The 25020-nt window shown below is 64.3% G+C and carries 23 protein-coding genes and 1 pseudogene; 3 read left to right on the top strand and 21 right to left on the bottom strand.

The window, feature by feature from the left end; all coding sequences use genetic code 11:
* Positions 1 to 207 precede the first annotated feature (207 nt).
* The 15 genes from HGQ17_RS08550 to HGQ17_RS08480 all read right to left on the bottom strand — a co-directional run bounded on the left by HGQ17_RS08550 (position 208) and on the right by HGQ17_RS08480 (position 17106).
* On the bottom strand, positions 208 to 510 hold the full coding sequence (locus tag HGQ17_RS08550) for a histone-like nucleoid-structuring protein Lsr2 (protein WP_168887515.1): 303 nt from the start codon (positions 508 to 510) through the stop codon (positions 208 to 210).
* Between the two features lie 357 nt (positions 511 to 867).
* A complete protein-coding gene (gene lysS / locus HGQ17_RS08545; protein WP_168887514.1) occupies positions 868 to 2397 on the bottom strand; it encodes a lysine--tRNA ligase in 1530 nt (509 codons plus the stop codon).
* 77 nt (positions 2398 to 2474) lie between these two features.
* A complete protein-coding gene (locus HGQ17_RS08540) occupies positions 2475 to 4496 on the bottom strand; it encodes a M13 family metallopeptidase (RefSeq protein ID WP_168887513.1) in 2022 nt (673 codons plus the stop codon).
* 19 nt (positions 4497 to 4515) lie between these two features.
* Positions 4516 to 5508: a pantoate--beta-alanine ligase gene (gene panC / locus HGQ17_RS08535; RefSeq protein ID WP_168887512.1), complete on the bottom strand. Its 993-nt coding sequence runs from the start codon at positions 5506 to 5508 to the stop codon at positions 4516 to 4518.
* A 179-nt stretch (positions 5509 to 5687) separates the two neighbouring features.
* Positions 5688 to 6632: a Rossmann-like and DUF2520 domain-containing protein gene (locus HGQ17_RS08530; protein ID WP_229503416.1), complete on the bottom strand. Its 945-nt coding sequence runs from the start codon at positions 6630 to 6632 to the stop codon at positions 5688 to 5690.
* A 1-nt stretch (position 6633) separates the two neighbouring features.
* A complete protein-coding gene (locus HGQ17_RS08525; protein WP_168887511.1) occupies positions 6634 to 8454 on the bottom strand; it encodes a PH domain-containing protein in 1821 nt (606 codons plus the stop codon).
* A gap of 9 nt (positions 8455 to 8463) precedes the next feature.
* Positions 8464 to 8976 carry a PH domain-containing protein gene (locus tag HGQ17_RS08520; protein WP_168887534.1) on the bottom strand — a complete coding sequence of 171 codons (513 nt, stop codon included), beginning with the start codon at positions 8974 to 8976 and terminating at the stop codon, positions 8464 to 8466.
* Between the two features lie 12 nt (positions 8977 to 8988).
* Positions 8989 to 9585: a DUF3180 domain-containing protein gene (locus tag HGQ17_RS08515; RefSeq protein WP_168887510.1), complete on the bottom strand. Its 597-nt coding sequence runs from the start codon at positions 9583 to 9585 to the stop codon at positions 8989 to 8991.
* Positions 9582 to 10655, bottom strand: a complete 1074-nt coding sequence (gene folK, locus HGQ17_RS08510; RefSeq protein WP_168887509.1) for a 2-amino-4-hydroxy-6-hydroxymethyldihydropteridine diphosphokinase — start codon at positions 10653 to 10655, stop codon at positions 9582 to 9584. The genes HGQ17_RS08515 and folK overlap by 4 nt, the downstream gene beginning before the upstream one ends.
* A gap of 4 nt (positions 10656 to 10659) precedes the next feature.
* A complete protein-coding gene (folP, locus tag HGQ17_RS08505) occupies positions 10660 to 11481 on the bottom strand; it encodes a dihydropteroate synthase (RefSeq protein WP_168887508.1) in 822 nt (273 codons plus the stop codon).
* A gap of 12 nt (positions 11482 to 11493) precedes the next feature.
* Positions 11494 to 12084, bottom strand: a complete 591-nt coding sequence (folE, locus tag HGQ17_RS08500; RefSeq protein WP_168887507.1) for a GTP cyclohydrolase I FolE — start codon at positions 12082 to 12084, stop codon at positions 11494 to 11496.
* Complete coding sequence (gene ftsH, locus HGQ17_RS08495) at positions 12062 to 14059, bottom strand: ATP-dependent zinc metalloprotease FtsH (protein ID WP_168887506.1); 1998 nt, start codon at positions 14057 to 14059, stop codon at positions 12062 to 12064. The genes folE and ftsH overlap by 23 nt, the downstream gene beginning before the upstream one ends.
* Before the next feature lie 333 nt (positions 14060 to 14392).
* Positions 14393 to 14944 carry a hypoxanthine phosphoribosyltransferase gene (gene hpt, locus HGQ17_RS08490; protein ID WP_168887505.1) on the bottom strand — a complete coding sequence of 184 codons (552 nt, stop codon included), beginning with the start codon at positions 14942 to 14944 and terminating at the stop codon, positions 14393 to 14395.
* Positions 14945 to 14998: 54 nt separating this feature from the next.
* Positions 14999 to 15970 (bottom strand): tRNA lysidine(34) synthetase TilS, encoded by a 972-nt coding sequence (tilS, locus tag HGQ17_RS08485; protein ID WP_324615224.1) that lies wholly within the window; start codon positions 15968 to 15970, stop codon positions 14999 to 15001.
* A 56-nt stretch (positions 15971 to 16026) separates the two neighbouring features.
* The gene (locus HGQ17_RS08480) at positions 16027 to 17106 is read right to left on the bottom strand and encodes a zinc-dependent metalloprotease (protein ID WP_407670766.1); all 1080 of its coding nucleotides are present in this window, start codon (positions 17104 to 17106) and stop codon (positions 16027 to 16029) included.
* A gap of 237 nt (positions 17107 to 17343) precedes the next feature.
* Here HGQ17_RS08480 and HGQ17_RS08475 point away from each other — a divergent pair, with 237 nt between their 5' ends.
* Positions 17344 to 17640: a hypothetical protein gene (locus HGQ17_RS08475; protein WP_168887504.1), complete on the top strand. Its 297-nt coding sequence runs from the start codon at positions 17344 to 17346 to the stop codon at positions 17638 to 17640.
* 13 nt (positions 17641 to 17653) lie between these two features.
* Here HGQ17_RS08475 and HGQ17_RS08470 read toward each other — a convergent pair whose 3' ends face one another.
* Genes HGQ17_RS08470 through HGQ17_RS08455 form a run of 4 tightly spaced genes read right to left on the bottom strand, consistent with a single transcriptional unit; the run spans position 17654 to position 21604 of the window.
* Positions 17654 to 18757, bottom strand: coding sequence for a cysteine desulfurase family protein (locus HGQ17_RS08470; RefSeq protein ID WP_168887503.1), 1104 nt, complete (start codon positions 18755 to 18757; stop codon positions 17654 to 17656).
* Positions 18754 to 19596, bottom strand: coding sequence for a carboxylating nicotinate-nucleotide diphosphorylase (gene nadC, locus HGQ17_RS08465; protein WP_168887502.1), 843 nt, complete (start codon positions 19594 to 19596; stop codon positions 18754 to 18756). The genes HGQ17_RS08470 and nadC overlap by 4 nt, the downstream gene beginning before the upstream one ends.
* 5 nt (positions 19597 to 19601) lie before the next feature.
* On the bottom strand, positions 19602 to 20885 hold the full coding sequence (nadA, locus tag HGQ17_RS08460) for a quinolinate synthase NadA (RefSeq protein ID WP_211090546.1): 1284 nt from the start codon (positions 20883 to 20885) through the stop codon (positions 19602 to 19604).
* Between the two features lie 5 nt (positions 20886 to 20890).
* Positions 20891 to 21604: an NUDIX hydrolase gene (locus HGQ17_RS08455; protein WP_168887500.1), complete on the bottom strand. Its 714-nt coding sequence runs from the start codon at positions 21602 to 21604 to the stop codon at positions 20891 to 20893.
* Between the two features lie 146 nt (positions 21605 to 21750).
* Here HGQ17_RS08455 and HGQ17_RS08450 point away from each other — a divergent pair, with 146 nt between their 5' ends.
* Positions 21751 to 22392: a GntR family transcriptional regulator gene (locus HGQ17_RS08450; protein ID WP_168887499.1), complete on the top strand. Its 642-nt coding sequence runs from the start codon at positions 21751 to 21753 to the stop codon at positions 22390 to 22392.
* Positions 22393 to 22441: 49 nt separating this feature from the next.
* Positions 22442 to 23392 carry a 1,4-dihydroxy-2-naphthoyl-CoA synthase gene (locus HGQ17_RS08445; RefSeq protein ID WP_168887498.1) on the top strand — a complete coding sequence of 317 codons (951 nt, stop codon included), beginning with the start codon at positions 22442 to 22444 and terminating at the stop codon, positions 23390 to 23392.
* 19 nt (positions 23393 to 23411) lie between these two features.
* Here HGQ17_RS08445 and HGQ17_RS08440 read toward each other — a convergent pair.
* Both HGQ17_RS08440 and HGQ17_RS08435 read right to left on the bottom strand, forming a co-directional pair.
* Positions 23412 to 24419: pseudogene (locus HGQ17_RS08440) on the bottom strand (glycosyltransferase); the annotation flags it as partial.
* A gap of 51 nt (positions 24420 to 24470) precedes the next feature.
* Positions 24471 to 24878, bottom strand: a complete 408-nt coding sequence (locus HGQ17_RS08435; protein ID WP_168887496.1) for a glycosyltransferase — start codon at positions 24876 to 24878, stop codon at positions 24471 to 24473.
* Between the last annotated feature and the right edge of the window lie 142 nt (positions 24879 to 25020).

Genomic DNA, 25020 nt, shown 5'->3' with positions numbered 1-25020 from the left:
GTCCTGAGACCAACTGTCCACGATGTCATGAGACAGAAGCGTCCACGATGTCCTGAGACTTCACAACGTGGATGCCTCTACACCCTCAAACGCGAAGAGCCAGATAAGTGTAGAGACACCTGTTGGGGGATCAGGAAATACGCCAAAGGCCCGGCACTCACTGGATTAGAAGTGGGCGCCGGGCCTTTGGGAAAAGCCTATGAGGTCTTAGCGCTTCTTGGCGTTGCGGTAGGCCTCAACGATGTCGCGGTGCAGACGGCCGCGCTTGGCGACGGTATAACCGTTCTCGACGGCCCACTCGCGGATCTGCTTAGCCTCGTTCTGCGGCGATGGCGGCGGAACCGCCTGGGCCTTGCGCACGTACTTCTTCAGAGTGTCGCGCAGTTCCTTCGCATTGGAATCGGAGAGGTCAATTGCGTAAAAACGCGAGTCAAGACCAAAGTAGACGGTCTCCCTTGCCGGAGAGCCATCGAGGTCATCGACCAGGATTTCTTGAACTTTCTTGGCCATAAGCTTCACACCTCATTGAGTCAGGTTCAGCAGAACAACAGTCTCTTAACGCGAGCTGTCTTTCTGCTGACGAATTTGTCAGCAACTTCCGGGAACTATCAGTCCGGGTACACCATCATTGTTTCAAGAATAACTAATTGCCGTCAAACTGCTAAAGTCATCGAAACGATGACGAAACCACGCACTAACGTGTTTTATTTCCCACCAGGATCGTGATGTTGATCACTGGACTCTTCACGTACCTGGGCCTCAGCTGAACGCTCATTGCGGTCGGCGCGGAATATGGCACGCATTGCAACCCAAAACACGAGACCGACGCCTATAGATGGCGCCAGTACTGAAAAATACGTCCAGAATTCATCCATTGTTCGCGGAGCTTTCGGGGCGGAGAAGCGGGAAGAGAATAGTCTCGCGAATCCCAGCACCAGTGAACAGCATCACCAAACGGTCGATGCCGAGGCCGATTCCGCCCATCGGAGGAGCGCCGTACTCCAGGGCACGCAGGAAATCCTCGTCCAGCTGCATCGCCTCAGGGTCTCCCCCGGCGGCCTGCAGGGACTGTTCCTCCAGCCGCTGCCGCTGAATGACGGGGTCGATCAGCTCCGAAAATGCGGTCCCGGTCTCAGTGCCGGCGATGATCAAATCCCACGCTTCAATCACTCCGGGCTTATCCCGGTGCGGACGGGCCAGCGGCTGGGCGGCCGGCGGGTAGTCGCAGACGAATGTCGGCTGCAGCAGTGTGGGCTCGACAATCTCGCCGAAGAGCTCCAGCACCAGCTTCTGCGCATCCCAGGAGGGGTCGACGGCGACGTTGTGATCTGCTGCGATCTTTCGCAGGGCCTCGGCCTCGGTCTCGGGGACGATCTCCTGGCCGACAGCTTCCGAGAGGCCGGGGTAGACACTCAGCCAGCGCCATTCGCCGTCGAGGTCCACTACGCCGTTTTCGGTCTCCATCCGCCGGCCGACACCCATGGCATCTGCGGCGTTGAGGATCATTTCCTTCATCCGGTCGGCCATATCGTACATATCGGCCCAGGCCTCGTAGGACTCCAGCATGGTGAACTCCGGGGAGTGGGTGGAGTCCACGCCCTCATTGCGGAAGACCCGGCCGATTTCGAATACCCGGTCGATGCCGCCGACCACAGCCCGCTTGAGGTACAGCTCAGTGGCGATACGCAGGGTCATCGGCTGGTCGAAGGCGTTGAGGTGGGTGCGGAAGGGCCGAGCCTGCGCTCCGCCGTGGATCAACTGCAGGATGGGAGTTTCGACCTCGACGTAGTCGTGGGAGTTCAGGGTCTCACGGATGGCCCGGGTGATGGCTGCCCGTTGATAGACCATCTGGCGAACCTCGTCGCGAACGATGAGATCAGCGTAACGTTGCCGGACCCGGGTCTCCTCGTTAAGGTCGGCATGCAGCACCGGCAGGGGCCGGATGGCTTTGGCGGCAACAGTGAAGGACTTCGCCATCACCGAGAGCTCGCCGCGGCGGGAGGTGATGACCTCTCCGGTGACCTGAACGTGGTCGCCGAGGTCCACCAGGGCCTTCCAGTCGGCCAGGGCGTCTTCGCCAACCTCGGCCAGCGAGAGCATGGCCTGCAGCCGGGTGCCCTGCCCCTGGGGGCCGCCCTCCTGGAGGGTGGCGAAGCAGAGTTTGCCGGTGTTGCGGATGAACATCACCCGTCCGGTGACCGAAACTGTCTCTCCGGTGGATGCCCCGGGTTCCAGGTCTGGGAAGCGTTCGCGCACCTCTGCCAGGGATGTGCTGCGCTCCACGGTGACCGGGTAGGCCTCGAGACCTTTCTCCAGCAGGCGAGCACGCTTATCCATGCGCACTGCACGCTGGTCGTTGGTGTCGAGTTCGGCTGCGGCGGAGTCCTGGTTAGTCACGGCACTATCCTACTTCTTCTACATGGTGTAGAAAGTCCAGTCCGCCCGATTGAGCCCAGGGCCAACCCGCGCCGGGTTCACCAGATAGTGACGCGCTCCTGCGGGGGCAGGTACATTCCATCGCCCTCTGCGGTGCCGAATGCCTCGTGGAAGGCATCGACGTTCTTCACCGGCTGGGTGGCGCGGAACTCTGCTGGAGCATGGGGGTCGATGCTCAGCAGGGTCAGCGCCCGCTCGGCCCGGGAGATGTGCCGCCAGGCCTGGGCCCAGGCGAAGAAGAACCGCTGATCACCGGTGAGACCGTCCTCAGCGTCCTCATCCTGGGTATCGGGGCCTTCGACCTCGGCGATGCTCACGCCTTGGTTATTCGCAGCAAGCCAGAGGCGGTAAGCCTTATGGGCGATGCCGATGCCGCCGAGGTCCCCGATGTTCTCACCGAGGGTGAGTTCCCCGTTGACGGTGTGTTCGTCGTCGAGGACTGTGGGGCTGAGGGTGTTGTACTGCTCCACCAGTTTTGCGGTGCGCTCCTCGAAAGCTGCCCGGTCCTCCTCTGTCCACCAGTTGGTCAGAGACCCATCTGCGGCGAACCGGGAGCCCTGGTCGTCAAAACCGTGACCGATCTCATGCCCGATCACAGCGCCGATGGCCCCGAAGTTCTGGGCCATATCCCGGTCCATGGAGAAGAAGGGCAGCTGCAGGATCGCGGCCGGGAAGCAGATGACGTTCTCGATGGGGTGGTAGTAGGCGTTGACCGTCTGGGGGGTCATATGCCATTCGTCCTCATCGGGACCGTTGTCGATCTTGGCGAGGTCACGCTCAAACTCGGCCACTGAGGCAGCAGCGCAATTGGCGACGACGTCGTCTCGGGTCACCTCAACCTGGGAGTAGTCCTTCCACTGGCTGGGGAAGCCGATCTTGGGGGTGAAAGCATCGAGTTTCTCCAGCGCCTTCTGCCGGGTCTCCTCCCCCATCCAGTCCAGGGTGGAGATGGAGCGGCGGTATGCCTCAATCAGCGCTGCGATGAGCTCGTCCATCTTCTCCCGGGCCTGGGGCGGGTAGTGCCGGGCCACATAGATCTGGGCGACATCCTCACCGAGGTTGGCATTGGTCAGCGCGACTCCACGCTTCCAGCGTTCCTTCATCTGGGGCGTGCCGTTGAGGGTCTTGGAGTAGAAGTCGAAGTGCTCCTGCACCAGTTCGGCATGCAGCAGTGGTGCATTGCTGCGGATGAGGTTGACCCGCAGCCAGTGCTTCCAAATCTCCAAGGGTTCCTCAGTGAGCGCGGACTGGAAGGCCGGCAGCACATCGGGCTGGCTGACCACGATTTCGGCGGCCTGAGACTCGGAGAGCCCCCAACCTTCGATGGCCTCGGCGATCAGCGGCATCAGTTCCTCGACCTCAGCACGGGTCTTGAGGTTGTAGCGCTTCTGGGCGTCCCGGGTGGCGACCCGGTCCCAATGCGCCTCCGCCAGCCGGCCCTCCAGAGCGAAGACTGCCTCGGCTGCGGCCTGGGCGTCGTCCTCGGAGTAGCCGCCGATGCTCAGCAACCGCACGAGGTGCTCCTGGTACTGCTGGCGGATCTCGGCGTAGGTGTCCTCGTGGTAGTAAGCCTCATCAGGCAGGCCGATACCGCCCTGGACAACATGCCAGAGTTCGCGTTCGGGGTTGCCGGCATCGCGCATAACCCCTGCCTCAAGCAGTCCGGAGACTCCCTCGCGCTGCCAGGTGGCCACGGTGCGCAACAGTTCCCCGGGACTGGCGATCTCATCGATGGCATCCAGCCGCTGCTGGATGGGGGCCAGTTTGAGCTCCTCGGCCCGCTCAGCGTCCATAAACGCAGCGTAGAAAGTGCCGATGCGCTGTTGGATCTCACCGAATTCGGGGTCCAGACTGCTGCCCTGGGCTGCCTCGGCGGCTTCCTCCAGAATGGCGCGGACATCGGCCTCTGCCTTATCCCGCAGCTCCAGGAATGAGCCGTAGGCATCGAGATCCTCGGGGATCTCTGCGGTCTTCAGCCATTCTCCGTTGACGTGCTGGTTGAGGTCGTCCTGCGGCCGGACGGAGGAGTCGAGATACGGGAAGTCAGTGGCAGTGCTCATCCTCCCAACCTACACCGGCTCAGGTGGCTGAAGCAGTCGCTCGCAGTTCCATATTGTCGATCAGCCGGACCGGTCCCACCCGGGCGGCGATCAGCGCCAGGGCCTCCGGGGCATCACGGCGCACGGCATCCAGCATGCCCTGGGGCGCACCGTCTCCATCCGCGCACTGCAGAACTCCACTGCTGGTCAGCACCCGGTCCCCCGGTATCAGCTCCTGAAGGTTCAGAGGATCGACGACGACGAGGTAGTCCAGTCCCACACCGGGGGTCGCCTTCAGCTGCTCGCGCAGACCTTGGACATCCAGCGGCTGCCCTTCGCGGGCGCGGTCCGCGAGGGTGAACAGCGCCCGGGAGAGGTGCAGGGCGTCGTCGTAATTTTGTGCTGAGAGGCGTTGGTTCCGGCTGGAGAGCGCCAGCCCATTCTCATCTCGGACGATCGGCACCGCGCGGATGCCCACCGGCAGGTTGAGATCGCCGACCATTCGGCGGATCACAGCCAGCTGTTCGGCGTCTTTCTCGCCGAACCAGGCCTCGAACCGGGCCGGGGCCGGTGGGGACATGATGGTGAAGAGCTTGGTGACCACAGTGGCGACCCCATCGAAATGCCCGGGCCGGAAGCCGCCTTCCCATTTGCGGCCCAGTTCTCCGGCGGTGACCCGCACCAGGGGTCCTTCCGGATAGCCGGGGTACATCTCTTGGAGGTCGGGGGCGAAGATGAGGTCCACCCCGTGGGCGGACATCAGCTCAGCGTCCTGCTCCAGGGAGCGGGGGTAGTGCTGGTAGTCGGCGTCGTCGTCGAACTGCAGGGGGTTCACAAAGATACTGGCCACCACGATGTCGCCCGAGGCCCGTGCGGAATCCAGCAGGGCCGCATGCCCTGAGTGCAGCGCCCCCATAGTGGGAACGAGGCTGACCAATGGGGTCTCTGATGGGTCAGCGGGGGCGGGGAGTTTGGCGAGGGACTCAGCGAGCGCCTGGCGGAAATCGCGCGCCGTGGTGAGGACTCTGGTCACCCCACCAGCCTACCGCCGGGAGCCCCTGTGACTGGCCCCGGCTGGTGCAACCGATTGTGCAGGACCTTATGCGCACTGCAGCATCGGATAAGCACCTGCAGAGTGAATAAGCGCCTGCTTTTCGGAAGGGCGATGGGTTGCCCCGAAGGCCGCTGGCCGGCCCGGGAAGATGCCCGGGCTCAGGGCCCGGCCGGGGGCTGGGAATCCTCGGCCAGGACCTCGAGCAGTTCGGCGGCCTTGGCCTCGTTGATGGTGCCCTGCTCCAGTGCCCGTTGGGCGGTTGCCTGGGCCAGTGCCCGGTAGGCGATCAGGATGTCCTCGGGGAATCCACCGGCCTGAAGGGTCTGCAGATGCCCGCGCAGGGTCCCAGTGTCTCCGCGGGAGATGGGTCCGGTCAGCGCCGAGGGCCCCGAGGCCAGGGCATTGTCCAGAGAGGCCTGCATCAGTGGACCCAGCACTCGGGAGGGGTCGGTCACCCCGATCTCTTCCAGTATCTGGGCGGACTGGGCGGTGATGGTGTTGAGGTGGTTGGAGGCATGGGCCAGGGCTGCATGATAGGCCCCGCGGTGCTCCTCAGCGACGACGACGGGCTCCCCGCCCATCTCCACCGCCAGAGCCTGGGCCACCGGCAGAACCTCCTCGGCGGCGGTGACTGCGAAGGCGCAGGCCGAGAGTCGTTGCAGGTCCAGGCTCATTCCGGTGAAGGTCATGGCTGGGTGGATGGCCAGTCCGATGGCGCCTGCCTCCTCCGCAGGTGCCAGCACTCCGGTGCCGTAGCGGCCGGAGGTGTGGATGACCAGCTGCCCGACCTGGAAGTGCCCGGCCTCGGCGGCTCCGGAGACGACCTCGGCCAGGGCGTCATCGGGGACTGCCAGCAGGATCAGTTCGGCCCGGCGCAGGATTTCGGGGACCTCGAGGACCGGCACCTCCGGCAGCAGGGATTCAGCCCGGTCCCGGGAGGCCTCGGAGACTGCGTGGACACCAACCACCTGGTGGCCGGCATTGCGCAGGGCCGCTCCCAGGACTGCGCCGACTTTTCCGGCGGAGATCACTCCAACACCCAACCGGCCGTCGCGGGCTGAGGGCGGCAGTTCCGCGGCATAGGGGTCGATCGGCATTGTCATCTCAGTTCGACCTCGTGTCCTCGAGCTGGTCGGATTCCAGCTTCTCGACGACCTCGGCCACGTTCTTCTCGAATTCGTGGAGTTCCTCGGGCTTCATCCACTGGTTGCGGTCGGCCAGCCGGCGGGCAGTGGCCGCATAACCGGCCTCCTGCTCGAAGAGGTCCTTGATCAGCTCGATGTCCTGGTTCTTCGCCCGGGCGGTGATCGGCCCGGCCGGGATGTGGATGTTCAGGGTGGCGATCTTCGCCTTGCGCGCCAGCGGACCCTGCTCCAGGGAGGCGGATTGGATCCGCTCGTGGGGGACCATGCTCAGCCGGCGGGTAGTCCACCCGTCCCGCAGCATCAGGGCACTGGGGGTGGCGAAGAACCCACGACGACGCCGCACCAGCGGATCGAAGATCCGCGCCCTGGAGGGAACCTCGGTGAAGCCCAGCCGGGTGCCGCGGCCGCGGAGCCCCTCGGTGAAGAGTTCCTCGGGGTTGTCGACTTTGAGGTCGGGAAACATCTCGGCGGTCAGCTGCATGACATCTACCTGTTTGCCCACCGGCAGCAGGGTTGAGCGGGCGTCGAGCCCGTAGCCGGCTACGGTGACCTGGACTCGGTACCAGCCGAAGGGCCGCCAGAGCAGTCCCTGCTGGATCTGCAGGGCCTGGACTCGTCCCGGCGGCACAGTCTGGGTGTTGGTTTCCAGCAGGCCGTAGCGCAGCCGGAGCCCGGCCTTGGTCATTGTGGCGGTGAACTTCCAGCCCGAGGAGATCTGGTTGTAGTAGCTGAAGGCTGCGGCGATGAGGATCGGCACGAGCACGGGGATATTGACCCCGGTGATCTCGCTCATCGTGTCATCGGTGAACAGGGCCCCACCGATGATCATCACGCCCATGAAGATCCCCCAGGCGATCAGCAGTCCCAGGAAGACCAGGGTTCCGCCGCCGAAGAGTACCGAGCCGATCAGCCGGCCCACCGGGACCCGGAGGATCTCCCGGTCGGGGCTGGGGCTGCCCGCAGCGGGGGCTGCCTCCTGGGGTGCCTGACCCTGGGTTGTCTGGTCTGCGGTGCCCTCAGGGGGCGCAATGCGCACCCCGTAGGCAGGCTCAGCGGCCCCGGCGTCGGCGTACTCCCCAGCCTGTGTCGAAACCTCGGAAACTCCGCGTTCTGCGTCCGGGGCGGCTCCAGGGCCGGGGGTTTCGCTCTCTCCTGCGGCCCGGTCCATGATCTCGGCGCGGAGGTCCTCGGCCTCGTGTTTGCGCAGGAAGGCCAGGGTCGCGGCGGTGCCATCACCCTCGGCGACCTCAAACCGCAGTTCGGCGAGTTTCGCGATCCGGGCCAGCAGCGGCTGCCGGAGGTCCACTGCCTGGACCCGGTCGATCCGGGCCTGGCGGTGTTGGCGGATGAAGATCCCGGATTTCACCATGACGTGTTCTTCGGTGATCTTGTACCGGGTAAACCACCAGGAGAGGGTAAAGCCCACGAAGATCAGCAGGGCCAGCACCAGGAAGGCGCCCCCGCCGAGGAGGTACGGGGTGGGGTTGGCCTGGAGGTTATCGGCCAGTTCCCCGGAGCGCCAGGTCCTCCAGATATCGGTCCACATCTGCCAGTTGTAGCTGAAGAAGGCGACCGGGATGGCCACGATGGTGACCCAGCCGCGCACCAGGGGGCTGAGCGGGTGGACTTTGGTCCAGGTCTCGTCGAACCACTTATCACTCTCGCCGGCATCTGGTTCTTCACCGGTCTCAGAAGGCTCGACGACGGCGTCGTCGTTCTCCCGCTGTCCCAACTGGGCAGGGTCTTCAGGTTCATGGGGGAAGGGGCTCTGCTGCGTCATGGGCGTCCCTCAGAGCCCCGCCAGGCGGGCCTGGCCGCGGGCGGAGAGTTCATCACGCAGGCGTGCGCCCTCGGAGCGGACTACACCGGGGATAGTGGCATCGGTGGCGGCGGATGCGGTCTTCAGCTGGACGGTGCACAGCCCGAATTTCCGCATAATCGGCCCGGCCTCAATATCCACATACTGCAGACGGCCATAGGGCACCGCAACGACCCGTTGCCAGAGGAGGCCCTTGCGGATCAGGAGGTCATCTTCGCGTTCGTAGTAACCGATGGCGCGCACACGTCGGGGCACCAGGGCGAAATCGGCGATGGCCCAGAGACCGAGGATGCTCAGACCGGTGATCTGGATCCAGACTGGAAGCTGCCCCCAGACTCCGGTCCAACCGAGCACTAGGGGCACAGCCACGATGGCGAAGGTGATCAGCCAGCCGAATGTGGTGGTGATGAATTTGACGGTGATGTACTTTTCATCGACCCGCTGCCATTCGATCCCGATGGGGTCGATGGCCTCAGAATGCAGCACAGCGTCTCCTTAGACAGTTTCACGGACCGGGGTTCCGGCCGGGAGGGCGGCGATATCCGCCTGATCACGATAGTGGGCCCGGTTTGCGTATCCGGTGCCGGGTTCTTGGTCGAACCCTTCCACGTTCTCATCATCTGCCGGGGCATCTCCACCCTGATCAGGGGGAACGCGGCAGAGCTGTTCGACAATGAATCCGATGAGCACCCAGAGCATACCGCCCGTGACCATCACGATGGCAGCGGTGACATTAGGGGTGCCGGCCCCGGCGGCGGGTGCGAGGTCCATCAGCACCCCGGCGTGCCAGCCGGCGATCAGCGCTCCGGCATAGGCGCAGGCCTGTCCGGCGGCGACTACCCGGGCGGCTTGGAGGGGGTGCATCCGGCGGCGGCGCACCGGGGGATTTTCGGCGAGTCGGCGCTGATCGCGCCAGACCACCAGTCCCAGAGCCAGCACGATGAGGCCCACTGCCGCCAGAGTGACTCCGGAGGACAGCGGCAGTACCGGGGAGGTGTAGCCGGCCCGGACCATCAGCACCGTGGAGAGGTAGCCGGCCAGAGCCGCACTGGCCCCGATCAGCAGCAGCCACACCGGGCGCAGCTGGCTCATGGTGAGACCTCGTCCAACCTCACCACATCGTCGTGGTCACCGGCCTCGGCGGCCAGTTCTCGTACGGGCCGGCCGTTAAGCAGCGCCACCGGATCCATCCAGGACCAGGGCAGCAGCACGAAGGCTCGGTCTGCGGCCGAAGGGTGGGGCACCTGCAGGCGCGGGGAGTCGATCGTCGCCGATGCATAGGTCACGATGTCCACATCCAGGGTGCGTGGGCCGTGGCGCTGATCGCGCACCCGGTTGTGGTCAGCCTCGATCTGCTGGGCCAGATCCAGCAGCTGGTGCGGTGAGAGCTGGGTTTCGATCTCCAATACCTGGTTGAGATAGTCCCGCTGATTGGCGGGTCCCCCAACAGGTTTGGTCCTGGCCAGGGGGGATGAATTGACCACGACGACGCCCTCGGCCCCCTGCAGTGCTTGGGCTGCTGAGGCCAGGGTGGCCCGGGAGTCACCGAGGTTGGAGCCCAGGGCCAGCACTGAGCGGATGGGGAAGGCTGCCGGCAGTTCGGGGTCCCGGGTCTGGGCCGTGCTGGAGGGGGATTCTGCGGTGCCGGCGGTGGCACTGACCTCGGAGAGCGAGATCCGGTCATAGGGTCCCCACCTCGCCGTCGGTGTGGTGACTGTGCCCTCAGCCTCAGCCGCCGGGGCCGGGATGTGGGCGGAGTCCGGTTCAACTGCGGGTTCGCTGACCGCCTCGGCATAGCTGCGCCTGCGTTGGATAGTCACAGCGACGTCGTCGAAGGTATAGGGCAACGGGGCATGGGGTTTGTGCACGGTGATGCCCACAGTTGTGATCCGCATATCGGCGGCGAGAATATTGCCGGCCAGGGCTTCGGCCAGAGCTTCGATGAGCCCGAACTGACTGCCGGTGACCACGGCGCGGATGATGTCTGCGATCTCGGCGTAGGAGACGGTGTGGTTGAGGTCGTCGGTGCGGCCGGCTTCGGCGAGGTCTACGTGCAGTTCGGTGTCGATGACAAGTGGCTGGTCAGCATGCTGTTCCTGTTCGAGCACTCCGATGCGCCCGGAGAGCTGAAGTCCGGTCAGCCTGATCACATCTTGACCCATAGCTCTAGGCTACAGCGGCAGCCACCGCCAGCGCGTCGGCTGTGGGGCGTGGTGCATGCACGCGTACTGCCCAGCAGCCGGCCTGGGCTGCCAAGAGGCTCAGCGCTGCGGTGGCCGTATCGCGCTCATCCGCTGGCCGCTGACTGCCACCGGCCCCGGTGAGCAGGGTGCCCAGGAAGCCTTTGCGGCTGGCCCCGAAGAGCACCCTATTGCCCAGGTCGGTGAAGCTGGTGAGGTTGCGCACCAGTTCCCAGTTCTGGGGGTGGGTCTTGGCGAAACCGATTCCGGGGTCCAGGATGATCCGATCATCGACGACGCCGGCATCGAGGTAACGCTGCCGAATCTCCAGCAGCTCTCTGCTCACCTCATCCAGGAGGTCCCGGTACTCAGTGCGCTCCTGCATGGTCTTGGCGTCCCCACGGTTATGGGTGATGACCACCTCACAGCCGAATTCGGCGACCACCTGCGGCATTTCGGGGTGGGTTAGCAGCCCGGAGACATCGTTGATGATGAACCCGCTGGACCTATCCCCTGCGGCCTGCAGCACCGCACGCGCAGTCTCCGGATGCCGAGTGTCTAAAGAGAGCTGGGCTGGGAATTCCTCAGCCAACAGGGCTGCGATGACCGGCAACACTCGGCGCTGTTCCTCGGCCGGTTCCACGGGATCGGACCCGGGGCGGGTGGATTCCCCGCCGATGTCGATGATCTGCGCGCCTTCAGCGATCAGCTGCCGGGCGTGCTTCAGGGCGCCGGCGGCGTCGTCGTATTTTCCACCGTCGGAGAAGCTGTCCGGTGTTGTGTTGAGGATGCCCATCACCAGTGTCATGCCGGTGTCCTCTTAGTTGTGCAGGATGAGGCTCATCGCCTCAGAGCGGGTGACCGCATTGCGCAGGGCCCCGCGGACGGCCGAGGTTACGGTCTTGGAGCCCGGTTTGGCCGCCCCGCGCATGGACATGCAGAGGTGTTCGGCCTCGATGACCACAATCACGCCGGCTGGGTCCAGGTGGTCCATCATGGAGTCGGCGATCTGGGTGGTCAGCTGCTCCTGGATCTGTGGGCGTTTGGCGAAGATGTCCACCAGTCGGGCGAGTTTGGACAGTCCGGTGACTTTACCCTCATCGGCGGGGATATAGCCGATATGGGCGGTGCCGTAGAAGGGCACAAGGTGGTGTTCGCACATTGAGTAGAAGGGGACGTTCCGGACCAGCACCAGTTCCTGGTGGCCGATGTCGAAGGTGGTGCCCAACAGTTCTGCCGGATCCTGGAACATGCCCTGGAATGCCTCGGCGTAGGCTCCGGCCACCCGACGCGGGGTGTCCTTGAGGCCTTCGCGGTCGGGGTCCTCGCCCACGGCCAGCAGGATTTCGCGGACGGCCGCCTCGATCCGTGGGAGGTCGACGTTCTGCTCAGTCACCGCTGTTCTCCGCATCGGGTGTGGTCTGGGCGCCTGTGGTCTCCGCGGCGTCGTCGTCGGTTTTCTCACCGCTGACGGCGTCACCGAGGGCTTCGCCGGTGATGACGATGGGCCGGTTCTGGCTGGATTCCCAGACCTCACGCTTGGGCCGTTTCTTCACATCGGAGAAGAGCTCGGCGACTTCCTTGGCGTTGAGGGTCTCGACCCGCAGCAGTTCCTCGGCCAACCGGTCGAGGACGTGGCGGTTCTCGGTCAGCGCCCAGTAGGCCTCGTCATGGGCCTCGTCGATGATGCTGCGCACCTCGGAGTCGACGATGGCGGCCAGCTCCTCGGAGTACTCCTTGCTGGAGGCCATCTCCTTGCCCAGGAAGGGGTTGGTGTCCCCGGAGCCGAGTTTCACCGAGCCGACCTTGGCGCTCATCCCGTATTCGGTGACCATGCGCCGGGCGGTGTCGGTGGCCTTCTGGATGTCATTGGCTGCACCGGTGGAGGGGTCGTGGAAGACGATCTCCTCGGCGACCCGGCCGCCCATGGCGTAGGCGATCTGGTCCAGCAGCTCATTGCGGGTGGTGGAGTATTTATCGTCCTCCGGGATCACCATGGTGTAGCCCAGGGCGCGGCCGCGGGGCAGGATGGTGATCTTGGTGACCGGGGCGGAGTAGTTCAGGGCCGCTGCCACCAAGGCGTGGCCGCCTTCGTGGTAGGCGGTGACCCGGCGTTCGTGGTCCTTCATCAGGCGGGTGCGTTTCTGCGGGCCGGCCATGACACGGTCGATGGCCTCGTCGATGGCGCGGTCATCAATGAGGTCGGCATTGGACCGGGCGGTCAGCAGTGCGGCCTCGTTAAGCACATTGGCCAGGTCAGCGCCGGTGAAGCCGGGGGTCTTGCGGGCGACCTGTTCCATATCGAGATCATCCACCATGGGCTTGCCCTTGGCGTGGACCTTCAGGATCTGCTGGCGGCCGGCGAAGTCGGGGGCCTCCACCGGGATCTGGCGGTCGAAGCGGCCGGGGCGCAGCAGGGCGGGGTCGAGGACATCAGGCCGGTTGGTGGCGGCAATGACGATGATATTGGCGTTGGGGTCGAAGCCGTCCATCTCGACCAGCAGCTGGTTGAGGGTCTGTTCGCGCTCGTCGTTACCGCCGCCGACACCGGCACCGCGCTGACGGCCCACGGCATCGATCTCGTCGACGAAGATGATGGCCGGGGCATTCTCCTTGGCCTGTTTGAAGAGGTCGCGGACGCGGGAGGCGCCGACGCCGACGAACATTTCGACGAAGTCAGAACCAGAGATGGAGTAGAAGGAGCCGCCGGCCTCACCGGCCACGGCCTTGGCCAGCAGGGTCTTACCGGTGCCCGGGGGTCCGTAGAGCAGCACGCCCTTGGGGATTTTGGCACCGAGGCGCTGGAACTTCTCGGGTTCGGAGAGGAATTCTTTGATCTCGTGGAGTTCCTCCACGGCTTCTTCGGCTCCGGCCACGTCCTCGAAGGTCACCTGTGGCATGTCCTTGTCGAACATTTTGGCCTTGGATTTGCCGAACTGCATGACCCGGGAGCCGCCGCCGGACATGCGCATCAGCAGCCAGATGAAGATGGCGGCGATGATCAAGAACGGGATCATGAACCCGAGCATGGAGAGGAACCAGTTGTTCTGCTCCGGCTCGTCGGTGTAACCCTCGAGATCGGCCTCGGCGATGGTCTCGGCTACTGCTTCGGCCCGGGCCTGGGAGAAGTGGAAGTGGACGGCGTCGCCCATGTCCTCGCCGTCGAGCTCGAGGTCCTCGGCGAGGGTGAGGTCAACGCGGGAGTCGCCGTCGTCGATCCTGGCTTCGGTGGCTTCGCCGTCCTGGATGAGCTCGACGCCGACATTGGTGTCTACCCGCTGGCCGGTGCCCGAGGAGCTGAACAGGGTCGGAATGACCACAAGGAGGACCAGCACTGCCAGGAGAATCCAGAACAGCGGGCCGGTGAAGATCTTTTTGAAGTTCATGCAGCTCCGTGACACGCGTGCGAGCAGGGTTAGGGTCCAGCCTTACACGGTACTAGAGCCCGACGACGCCGACTAAGCCCAGCTCTCAACGTTCGCCTCAGGCAGAGGGGATCCGCCGCTCAGCCCAGTGGCGCCGCAGCCGGCCGAAAATTGCGCCGGTTGAAACCTAGAAGGAGTCAGCCAGGACCTCAGCACTCAGTCAACTCCCCAAACGTTTCATCAAAACTCTGCCAGGCCCCATTATGAAACGTCGATGGAGTTACTGAAGTTCGGTGACTGGGGGGTGCTCCCCGAGAGTTTCAACCGCCTGCCCGCACAGCGGGCAACCCTCAATCACTCGTAGACGTGGGGGGCGAGGATGCCGATGCAGTCGAGGTTGCGGTATTTCTCGGCGAAGTCCAGGCCGTAGCCGACCACAAACTTATTGGGGATATCCATGCCGACGTACTTCACGTCGATCTCCACCTTGGCGGCCTCGGGCTTGCGCAGCAGGGTGCAGATCTCCACGCTGGCCGGTCCGCGGGACTCCAGGTTGGCCTTCAGCCAGCTCAGGGTCAGCCCGGAGTCGATGATGTCTTCCACGATCAGCACGTGGCGGTTCATGAGGTCGGCGTCGAGGTCCTTGAGAATCCGCACCACACCGGAGGATTTGGTGCCGGACCCGTAGGAGGACACTGCCATCCAGTCCATGGAGACGTGGGACTTCAGCGCCCGGGAGAGGTCAGCCATCACCATGACTGCTCCTTTGAGCACGCCGACGATCAGCACATCCTTATCCGCGTAGTCGCGGTCGATCTCGGCGGCTAGTTCGTCAATGCGGGTCTGGATCTCTTCGGCGGAGTAGAGAACTTCTTCAAGGTCGTCTTTGACGTCCTGGGCATCCATGAGTGCGTAGGTGCTCCTCGGTATCAGCCACGCCCACCGGGTCCAGCGGGCGGTTCACGCCAGCGGCGGCGCAACGACCACCAGTTTCCCATATTCTGTGCTACCGCGTGCGCCGCGATGCAGACTGACCTCCCCCTCCATCTGGATCGGTCCAGCCGAGCGGCTGCCGGTCACCAGAGTCTCAGCGGCGCTCAGCCGCTCAAAGCTGGGATTGGCCCCACCTGCGGCAACGACGGCCAAGGCGATAATCCTCCGCCGGATCGCCGGGGCCAGGGCGCGTAATGGATTCAGCTTCAGCCGCAGGGTCCCTGTCTCATCGGGGTCCTCCAACAGCGTGGGGAAGATCTCCTTAGCCTCAGCCTCGAGGTACTCAGCATCGGCCGCTGCAATCTGCGCGGTACGCGCCAGCGCATCCCGGATGGACTCCCCCAGCCGCTCCTGCAGCAGAGGCATGACCTCGGTCCGGATCCGCGAGCGCAGGTACTTCGGATCCGCATTGGCCGGATCACTCCACCAGTCGAGGCCCTCGTACTGGCAGATCGCCTCGGTCTCCCCCCGGCTCAGCTGCAGCAGAGGCCGGTGAAACGGCCCCCGGGAGGCCGGAATCCCCGCCAACGACCGGGTCCCAGATCCCCGCGCCAGGCCCAGCAGCACCTGTTCGGCCTGATCATCCCGGGTATGGGCCAGCAGGATCCGAGACGCACCCAACTCCCCCATGGCTTTGCGGAAGGCCTGATACCGCCCGGTACGGGCTGCCGCCTCGGGACCATGCGGGGATTCGGGGTCCACGTGGGCCGGATAGATCCGCACCGGACCCAGGCCGAGATCTTTGAGTTGCCGTACGGCCCGCCCGGAGACCTCGACAGAATCTGGGTGCAGGTGATGATCGACGACGACGGCGCCCACCCGCGCATCAGCAAGCGGCCCCGTGGTGCGCCTGTGATGCCATGCGGCCGCCGCGGCCAAGGCCAGGGAGTCCGCACCCCCGGAGCAGGCCACCAGGGTCAACCCTTGAGGCTCGAGCACTTTCCCCACAGCTTTACGCGCGGCGTGTACCGCCTGGGGGGCGCGACCGCGGTGCCTCACAGCAGGTGCATCCGCTCGATCCACTGGTCCGGGTTATGCAGTTCCTGCTCGGTTGGCAGGTGCTCGGGGGCTTCCCAGATGGTGTTGAACTTGGCCATGCCGACCTTCTCGACAATATGGCCCACGAATTTCTGGCCGTCGCGGTACTGGGCGGCCTTGGCGTCGAGCTGGAGGATTTTGCGGACCAGTTTCTCCAGCTGGGAGCGGTGTTTGCCGCGGTCCTCGAACCGACTGCGAATGGTCTTCACCGTGGGAACGATCGAGGTGTCCACCGCGTCCATCACCACATTGGCGTGCCCCTCCAAGAGGCTCATCACCGCGGTGATATGGGACATGATCTCCCGGTCCTCCGGTGACTGGATGGCTTCCAACAGCCGGTTGCGCGGCACGGGATTAGTCGCAGTGCCGGCGTCGTCGTCGCTGCCGTTCTTCTTCTGTTTTTTCTTCTCCGCACGCAGGGACTTCAGCGCCTCGGCCAACCGCTGGGGCAGCCCCTCGGTGTTGCTCATCGTCGAAGTCGACAGCTGTGTGATCTTCTCCCGCAGGTGATCGCCCAACCAGGGGGCGGCAGTGAACTGGACCCGGTGGGTCTGTTCGTGCAGGCAGACCCAGAGCCGGAAATCAGTGCGGTCAACCTGAAGCTGCTCGGCGATGCTGACAATATTGGGCGCCACCAGCAGCAGGCGGCCGTTGGGGGCCGAGGGCGAGGAGTGGAATGGATCGAATTGGCCCAGCACATTGGCTGAGAGGAACCCCAGGATCCCTCCGAGTTCCGCTCCGGTGACCGCGGAGCCGAAGACCTGCGAGTTGGAACCTTCGCGCAGGAGGTCCGGTTTTTTCTCTGCTGCGGCAGCCAGGGCGGGTGCAAGGAGTTCGCGGAAGCTGGCGGCATTGGCCTCCGACCACCCTGGCCGGTCAATCACCAGAACATCGGAGGTTGCCTCACCGAGCCCGCGGGCTGCTTCGAGGCCGGTGATCTCGTAGACGTGGCCCACGGAGTCCTTGGCGGCCTGCCGGAGGTCGGCGACCTCCTTGGCGGCCTCGCGGCGGCTGAGCCGGGGCCCGGGGGGTACCAGGCGGCGGGCCGCAGTTGTGGCGACCTCCCAGTTGATGAGGAGATCGGCGGCCTCANGCCGCAGTTGTGGCGACCTCCCAGTTGATGAGGAGATCGGCGGCCTCAGCCTGTGCGGTCGGCGCTGATGTCATTTATCCATCACACCATATGTATCTGAGTGACAGCAGGGGGTTGTTAGTCTGAGGTCACGGGGCTTGAGCGGGCTCCGGCACAGGATTGATGCGGAACGGAGTGGGATATGCCGGGTTGGGCCATTGTCGCGATCGTAGCCATTGTGATGCTGACGATCGTTCAGGTCGTAGCGATGATCACCAAACGTCCACTGCCGGGCACCCAAGATCCGGCTGAGCTGGAAGAACTGCAGAAACGGCTCGAGGCCCTGGAGAACCGGCGTCCCGAGATCGAGGCTGAACCGACTATCCCCACTAAAGCTGAGGCGAATCTCGCTGCTGAGGACCGTTGGCGTCTGGATATGTTGGAGGCCCGGTTGGAGGAGTTGGAGAAAAAGCGCGACGACGGCGCCTCCCCCGCCTGAGCCGCCCCGCGCCTCAGAGCCTGCTGAGCTGATCCACGGTGCGGTCCAGTTCCTCCGCCGTGGTCTGAGCACCAAAGGTGAACCGTACTGCTGTTTGGGTCAGTTCCGGACTGTAGCCCATGGCGATCAGTGTGGGGCTGGGTTCGCTGCTTCCGGCCGCGCAGGCTGAGCCCGAGGAGCAGGTGATGCCATGCCGCTGGAGGTCCAGCAGCACCGATTCCCCACTGCGGCCGGCGAAGACGAATGAGGCATGCCCCGGCAGCCGATGCTCCCGGTGCCCGGTCAGCTCAGCCGCGGGGACTTCTTCCTCCACCCGGGTGATGAAAGCATCCCGGAGGCCCCCCAACTGTCCGGACTCGCTCTGGGCCAGTTGAAGGGCTGTGGCCATACCCACTGCTGCAGCGACATTCTCAGTTCCTGACCGCAGGCCGCGTTGCTGACCACCACCGTGGATCAGCGGTTCAAACGGGGTCCGACGACGAACATAGAGGGCCCCGATGCCCTTGGGTGTGCCGATTTTATGGCCGGCCAGGCTCATCGCTTGGACTCCGAGGGCCTCTACTGAGAGCGGGAGTTCCCCGGCTGCCTGGACGGCGTCGGTGTGGAAGGGCGCCCCGTACTTCTGAGCCACTGCGGACAGAGCTGGGATGTCCTGGATGGTGCCCACTTCATTGCTGGCGTATTGGATGCTGACCAGGGTGGTCCCCTGCCGCAGGGCAGCCTCCAGCACCTCGGGGGTGACCCGACCGGTGGCGTCCACCGGGAGGTGTTCAACCTCGTAGCCGAACCGCTGCAGCCAGGCGGCCGATTCCAGCACTGCGGGGTGCTCAGTGGCCGATACCAGGACGTGCTGGCCCCGGGGCTGGGCCAGGGCGATTCCTTTAATCGCGGCATTATCGGATTCGGTACCGCCGGAGGTGAAGACGATCTCTGCCGGGCGAGCCCCCAGGAGGTCGGCCAGTCGTCGTCGTGCCTCTTCTAAGACTGATCTGGCTTCTTCGCCGGGCTCGTGCTGGGCCGCGGGGTTGGCGAAGGCCCCGGTGAGATAGGGCCACATGGTCCGCAGCACCTCGGGCCGCGGTGGGGCGGATGCGGCGTAGTCGAGGTATGCGGTCACCGGAAGTCCAGCCCCAGGTCCAGAGCGCGGACCTGGTGGGTCAGGGCCCCGACACTGATGATGTCCACACCGGTTGCCGCGATATCGGCCACTGTCTCCAGGCGGACTCCTCCGGATGCTTCCACCAGGGCTCGGCCGTCAATGAGCTCGACGCCGCGGCGGAGGTCTTCGAGACTGAAGTTGTCCAGCATGATGGTGTCCGCCCCGCCATCGAGTGCCCCGGGGATCTGCTCGAGGTGGTCGACTTCGACCTCCAGGTGCACTGTATGCGGCAGCCGGGCTCGGGCCTCTCGGATGGCCCCGGCCAGATCCTGACCCTGCCCGCTGACCATGGCGAGGTGGTTGTCCTTGGCCATCACCGCATCGGAGAGGCTGAACCGGTGGTTATGGCCGCCGCCGCAGCGCACGGCGTGACGTTCCAGGGCACGCAGCCCGGGGGTGGTTTTGCGGGTGTCGACAATACGGGCTCTGGTGCCAGTTGCTGCTGCCACATATTTCGCGGTGGTGGTGGCGATTCCGCACATCCGTTGCAGGAGGTTCAGCCCAATGCGTTCGCAGGTCAGGATGGGCCGGGCGGGGCCTTCGATACTGGCCAGCACCTGGCCCTGGCGGAATTCGGCGCCGTCGTCGATGGTGAGGCTGACTTCCACCTGGGGGTCCAATGCGGTCATGGCGCGGCGGAAGACCTCACCGCCACTGAAGACTCCGGCTTCCCGGGCGGTGAGCTCTGCTCTGGCCTGGGCTCCTGCCGGCACGAATGCCTCAGTGGTGAGATCACCGAAGGGGACATCCTCTTCCAGGGCCAGTTGGATCACATGGTCGATCTGGGAGGGCTTCATGACAGTCACCTCGGTTTGGCCGCCAGCATCCGGTCCAAGGCGATCTTGGCCGGAGTGGCGATGCGTTCGGGCACGGTGATCTGGTTGCTGACCTCTCCGGCCACGAGGTCCTCGAGCACCCAGGCGAGGTAGCCGGGGTGGATGCGGTACATCGTGGAGCAGGGGCAGATCACCGGGTCGAGGCAGAAGATGGTCCGGTCGGGGTATTCGGCGGCCAGCCGGTTGACCATATTGATCTCGGTGCCCACGGCGATGACGTCCTCGGGCTGGCTGGCTTCGACGAATTTCCGGATGGCATCGGTGGATCCGGCCTCATCGGCGGCGTCGACCACCGGCATGGGGCATTCGGGGTGGACGATGACTTTGACCCCGGGGTGCTCCTGCCGGGCTTTGTCAATCTGCTCGACGGTGAAGCGTTTATGCACTGAGCAGAACCCGTGCCAGAGCAGGACTTTGGCTTCTTGCAGGTCCTCAGCGCTGTTGCCGCCCAAGGGCTGCCGGGGGTTCCACATGGGCATCTGCTCCAGGGGGATGCCCATGGCTTTGGCGGTATTGCGGCCCAGGTGCTGGTCGGGGAAGAACAGCACTCGGTGGGCGCGCTCATAGGCCCATTCCAGCACGGTGGTGGCGTTGGAGGAGGTGCAGACAATGCCCCCGCGCTGACCGCAGAAGGCTTTCAGCGCTGCTGAGGAGTTCATATAGGTCACCGGGATGACCGGGAGTTTGCCGTCCTCGTCGGGCTGTGGGTTCTCCGGGTCGAAGCCGTAGACCTCGGCGATCTCCTCCCAGGCGGTTTCCACTGAGTCCTCATCTGCCATATCTGCCATGGAGCAGCCGGCGGCGAGATTGGGCAGGATGACCTTCTGTTCGGCGGTGGAGAGGATGTCTGCGGTCTCAGCCATGAAGTGGACTCCGCAGAAGACGATTGCTTCGGCCTCGGGGCGGGTCAGTGCGGCATTGGCCAATTGGAAGGAGTCGCCGATGAAATCGGCATGCTGGACGACTTCATCGCGCTGGTAGAAGTGGCCGAGGATGACCAGTTTCTCCCCGAGGGTGGCTTTGGCTTCCCGGATGCGGCGGTGCAGTTCCTCATCGTCCATCTTCCGGTAGGCCTCGGGCAGTTGGCCGGGCCGGGCGGTGGCATTGGTGGGGGCGAATCCGGGGACGGTGTCCTCCTGGGAGGATCCGGGTCCGTAGCCGGGTGCGGTGTCGAAGGCCCAGGGGTTCTCGGCCAGTGAGGTGTTGCAGGTTTTGGTGGGGGCCAGTTCGATGCGGGTGCGGATGGACAGTGCGGTCACTGATCGGTCTCCTGGATGGTGAGTGCGTAGCGGGAGCGTCCTGGTGCGGAGCGGTAGAGCTTAGGTGGCCGGTGGGCGGTTCCGGTCTGCCGGCGTCCGGTGTCCTCCACGCTGCCCTGGGCGAGGATCTGTCGGCGGAAGTTGGAAGGGTCCAGGGCCCGGTTGAGGACCGCCTCGTAGACCCGGCGCAGCTGGGCCAGGGGGAATTCCTCGGGCAGGAAGGCGTGGGCGATGGGTGAGTAGGTGACTTTTGCCCGCAGCCGGCGCAGGGCGTAGTCAAGGATGACCCCGTGGTCGAAGGCCAGAGGTTCGGCCTCTTCGGCGATCTCATCCACCGGAAACCATTCAACGTTTTCGCCGTCGACTGCTTCAGCATCCTCGTCTTCTCCAACCAGGGCCCAGTAGACGATGGAGACCACCCGGGCGTGACCGGCGGCATCGGCGCTGTGGGACCGGTCGACGTCTCCGAAGGCGTAAAGCTGCTCGAGGTGGCGTGGGGTCAGCCCAGTGGTGCGTTGAAGGGTCGCCCGGGCTGATTCCACGAGGTTCTCCTCCGGGGCCAGGGGTCCACCTGGTAGGGCCCAGCGGCCTTCATAGGGTTCGCGGATACGCCGGACCAGGGGCAGCCAGAGGGTCAGTTCCCCGGTTTCAGGATGCGGCCGAAGTGAGAAGACAACGGTGGACACTGCCAACTCAATACGGTCCTGCATTCGCCCTCTCCCCTCTTATGGTGTGAGTGACACTATGCACTGGGTCATAAGGTCACGTCAACCTGAAGTAGGGATGAGAGAAGAAACGACGACGCCGAGGGGGTCACCTTCTCCCGTAGGATGACCGCGAGCAGTAAGGAGTCTTGATGCCCAGCCAGACCCAGGAGAGCTCGGCAAGCAGAGTGGCCGCGGAAGTCAAGGCGCGGATCGTCTCCGGACAGTTGAGGCCGGGACAACGGCTGACCGAGGACCGCATTCGCGGCGACCTCGGGGTTTCCCGAAGTACTTTGCGCGAGGGATTCCGAACCCTCGTGCAGGAACGGCTCGTGGTCCACCACTTAGCCCGCGGATTCTTTGTCCGCGAGCTGACCCGAGATGACCTGGTGGACATCTATGCCCTGCGCCGAATTCTGGAGTGCAGTGCTGTGCGAAACATCGGCGAGGTCAGTCCAGAACAGCACAAACAGCTGGCTGAGGTGGTGGCCAAGGGTGAGGCCGCCACAGAACAGGAGTCCTGGCAGGAAGCGGCCCAGGCCTCGGTAACCTTTCACCAAACCCTGGTGGATCTCGCTGATTCCCCTCGGCTCAGCGATGCGGCCCATCGGACCCTCGTTGAGTTCCGCCTGGCCTATGTCTTTATGGACGATCCCTTCTCATTCCACGTTCCGTTCATCGCCCGGCATGCAGGTATCGCTGAATTGATCATCGGCGGTGAGAACCACATGGCTGCTGAGACCCTCGAAGAGTATCTGAGGGACTCCAAAGAGGCGCTGTTGGCCGGGATCTGACTTTCCAGCACACTGCCGCTGCCCGCGAGGCTCTGTAGACTCTTCTGCTGTGACTGACACGCTTCCTGAGAAAGTCTCTGACGTCTTTGATCCGCAGCAATGGCGGCCGGTGGAGGGCTTCGACTTCGCCGATATCACCTATCACCGCAGGGTCGAGCGCGACGACGACGGCGTCGTCGTACGTGATCTGCCGGCAGTGCGGATCGCCTTCGACCGCCCCGAGGTCCGCAATGCTTTCCGGCCCGGCACGGTGGATGAGCTCTACCGGGCACTGGACCATGCGCGGATGACCCCGGATGTGGGCGCCGTACTGCTGACCGGCAACGGCCCCTCCGCCAAAGACGGCGGTCATTCCTTCTGTTCCGGTGGGGATCAGCGCATCCGTGGCCGCGATGGCTACCGCTACGCCGATGGTGAGACCGCCGAGACTGTGGATCCGGCCCGCGCCGGGCGCCTGCACATTCTGGAGGTGCAGCGGCTGATCCGGACCATGCCGAAGGTTGTCATCGCAGTGGTCAACGGCTGGGCCGCCGGCGGCGGGCACTCCCTGCATGTGGTCTGCGATCTGACCATCGCCTCCCGTGAGCACGGGAAGTTCAAGCAGACCGATGCCACAGTGGGCTCCTTCGACGCCGGCTACGGTTCCGCTCTGCTGGCCCGCCAGGTCGGCCAGAAGAAGGCCCGCGAGATCTTCTTCCTGGCCCGTGAGCATTCGGCCGAGGATATGGTCGCCGCCGGGGCGGTCAACGAGGCCGTGGACCATGCGCGGCTCGAAGAAGTCGCCCTGGAGTATGCCGATGACATCGCCGGACAGTCCCCCCAAGCGGTGCGGATGCTGAAGTTCGCCTTCAACGCCGCCGACGACGGGCTGGCCGGCCAGCAGGTTTTCGCCGGTGAGGCCACCCGCATGGGGTACATGACCGATGAAGCAGTGGAGGGCCGGGATGCCTTCCTGCAGAAGCGCGACCCCAATTGGTCTGACTTCCCGTATTACTACTAGTGACGACTTAAACGCCTGGTCAGACCCGGAATCCGCGGTGCCGGCGGAGCACTTTCGTCAGCATTCCGAGAGTCAGGGCTATGGTGATGACCATCAGGACCGGCCAGCCCATGGCGATCACGCTTTCCTGCTGCTGACTGTTCAGCTGCTCCCAGGAGTAGATGAGCACGCCGCCAATCATGGCGGTGACCACCAGTGGCCAGAGCATGCCCTTGCCACCTCTGCCGGATTCCGCGCTGGCTTGTGCGCCCCAGTTGTCCCGCTCGACTTTGAAGAGCACCTGCCACCAGGAGGCGGTGAAGTGGATCATACGCAGCCACATATATATCTCGGCAGGGAAGAACAGCAGGGAGTACAACCAGTCTGAGACCGTGCGGTTCTTCATCGACCAGGTCACGCGGATGGCCAGCAGCCATGCGGCCAGAGGGGGAATCAGCCACAAGGGATGGAACTGGAAGACTCCGATGGACAGGGAGGCTGCCAGCAGGATCACGAACAACAGTCGACACAGAATGTTGAAGACCATCGAGGTGGTCTCTTTCCACCGGAGCCGGAGATTGGGGTGGAAAGGTCGTGATTTCATCAACTCGATGCCACCGGTTGTCCACTTCACCTGCTGGGCATGCAGAGAGCGGATTGTTTCCATGGCTCCCACATTGGCCCGAGCCCTGCTGCTGATTTTGGTCAGGAAGCCGGCGTCGCGAATCTGAAGCGACAGCAGTGAGTCTTCAATTTCGCTGTCGGTGGTCCACGGGTGTGACTGGTGATACCGGGTGGCTGCCTGCTGAAGGGCATCGACGCGGAAGATGCTGGCCTGCCCGCCGAGCACGGCCATATTTCTGCTGCGCAGCAGGTTATCCATGTTGAAGTCGGCGAACTGCGCTTTCTGCGCTGAGACCAGGAATTGGCGGACCGGGCTCTTGGACTTGGGAGGAGCGAAGCTGTAGATCGCCGAGAGTCCGCCGATGCGGGTGTCCCCCTCCATCTCTTCGAGCAGGTACTCCAAGCAGTGCTTATCCAGTGTGGTGTCGCCGTCGACTCCTAAGAGGTACTTAGCACCTTCAGCTCTAGCGACGTCTCACCCGTAGTTCAGCGCCCCGACCTTCTTATCTGCGTTCTTGCCGATGTCGTGGACGATCACCTCGGTCTCGTAGAAGGTGTTCTTGTGACGGGTGTGGTACATCCCGGCATACTTCTCCGCTTCCCACACAGTGTCATCGGTGACGTTATTGGCGATGACGTGGATCGTCTGCGGTGGACGAGTCTGGACCAGGAGGGACTCCAGTACATGGCCGATGGAATCTTCCTCGTTATAGGCCGGGATGATGCAGGTGACATGCGCTGTGGGGCGGATCAGTTCCGTGCTGGGTGGACGGTGGATGGTGTTGCGGAGGTTGTGTGCCAGCGCAGTGAGCATCATGGTCAAGCTGGTGCGTGGAACGACTTGCTGGGGTGCGGGGGTCAGCTCCCGGATGGGGGTCCTCATGGACGTATCCTTTTGCTTCGGTGAACGGTGAACCGAGACCTAACGTATGTAGGCGAGGTCGCCTCCGTATCCGTATTCGCGCGATTTCAGTGGCTGCCACTGAGTCCGTTCCGTGCCCAGCACGGAGTCATGAGTACCGCAC

This window comes from Nesterenkonia sedimenti (genome assembly GCF_012641515.1).
Classification (GTDB): Bacteria; Actinomycetota; Actinomycetes; order Actinomycetales; family Micrococcaceae; genus Nesterenkonia; species Nesterenkonia sedimenti.
This window is presented reverse-complemented; position numbering and strand designations above follow the sequence as displayed.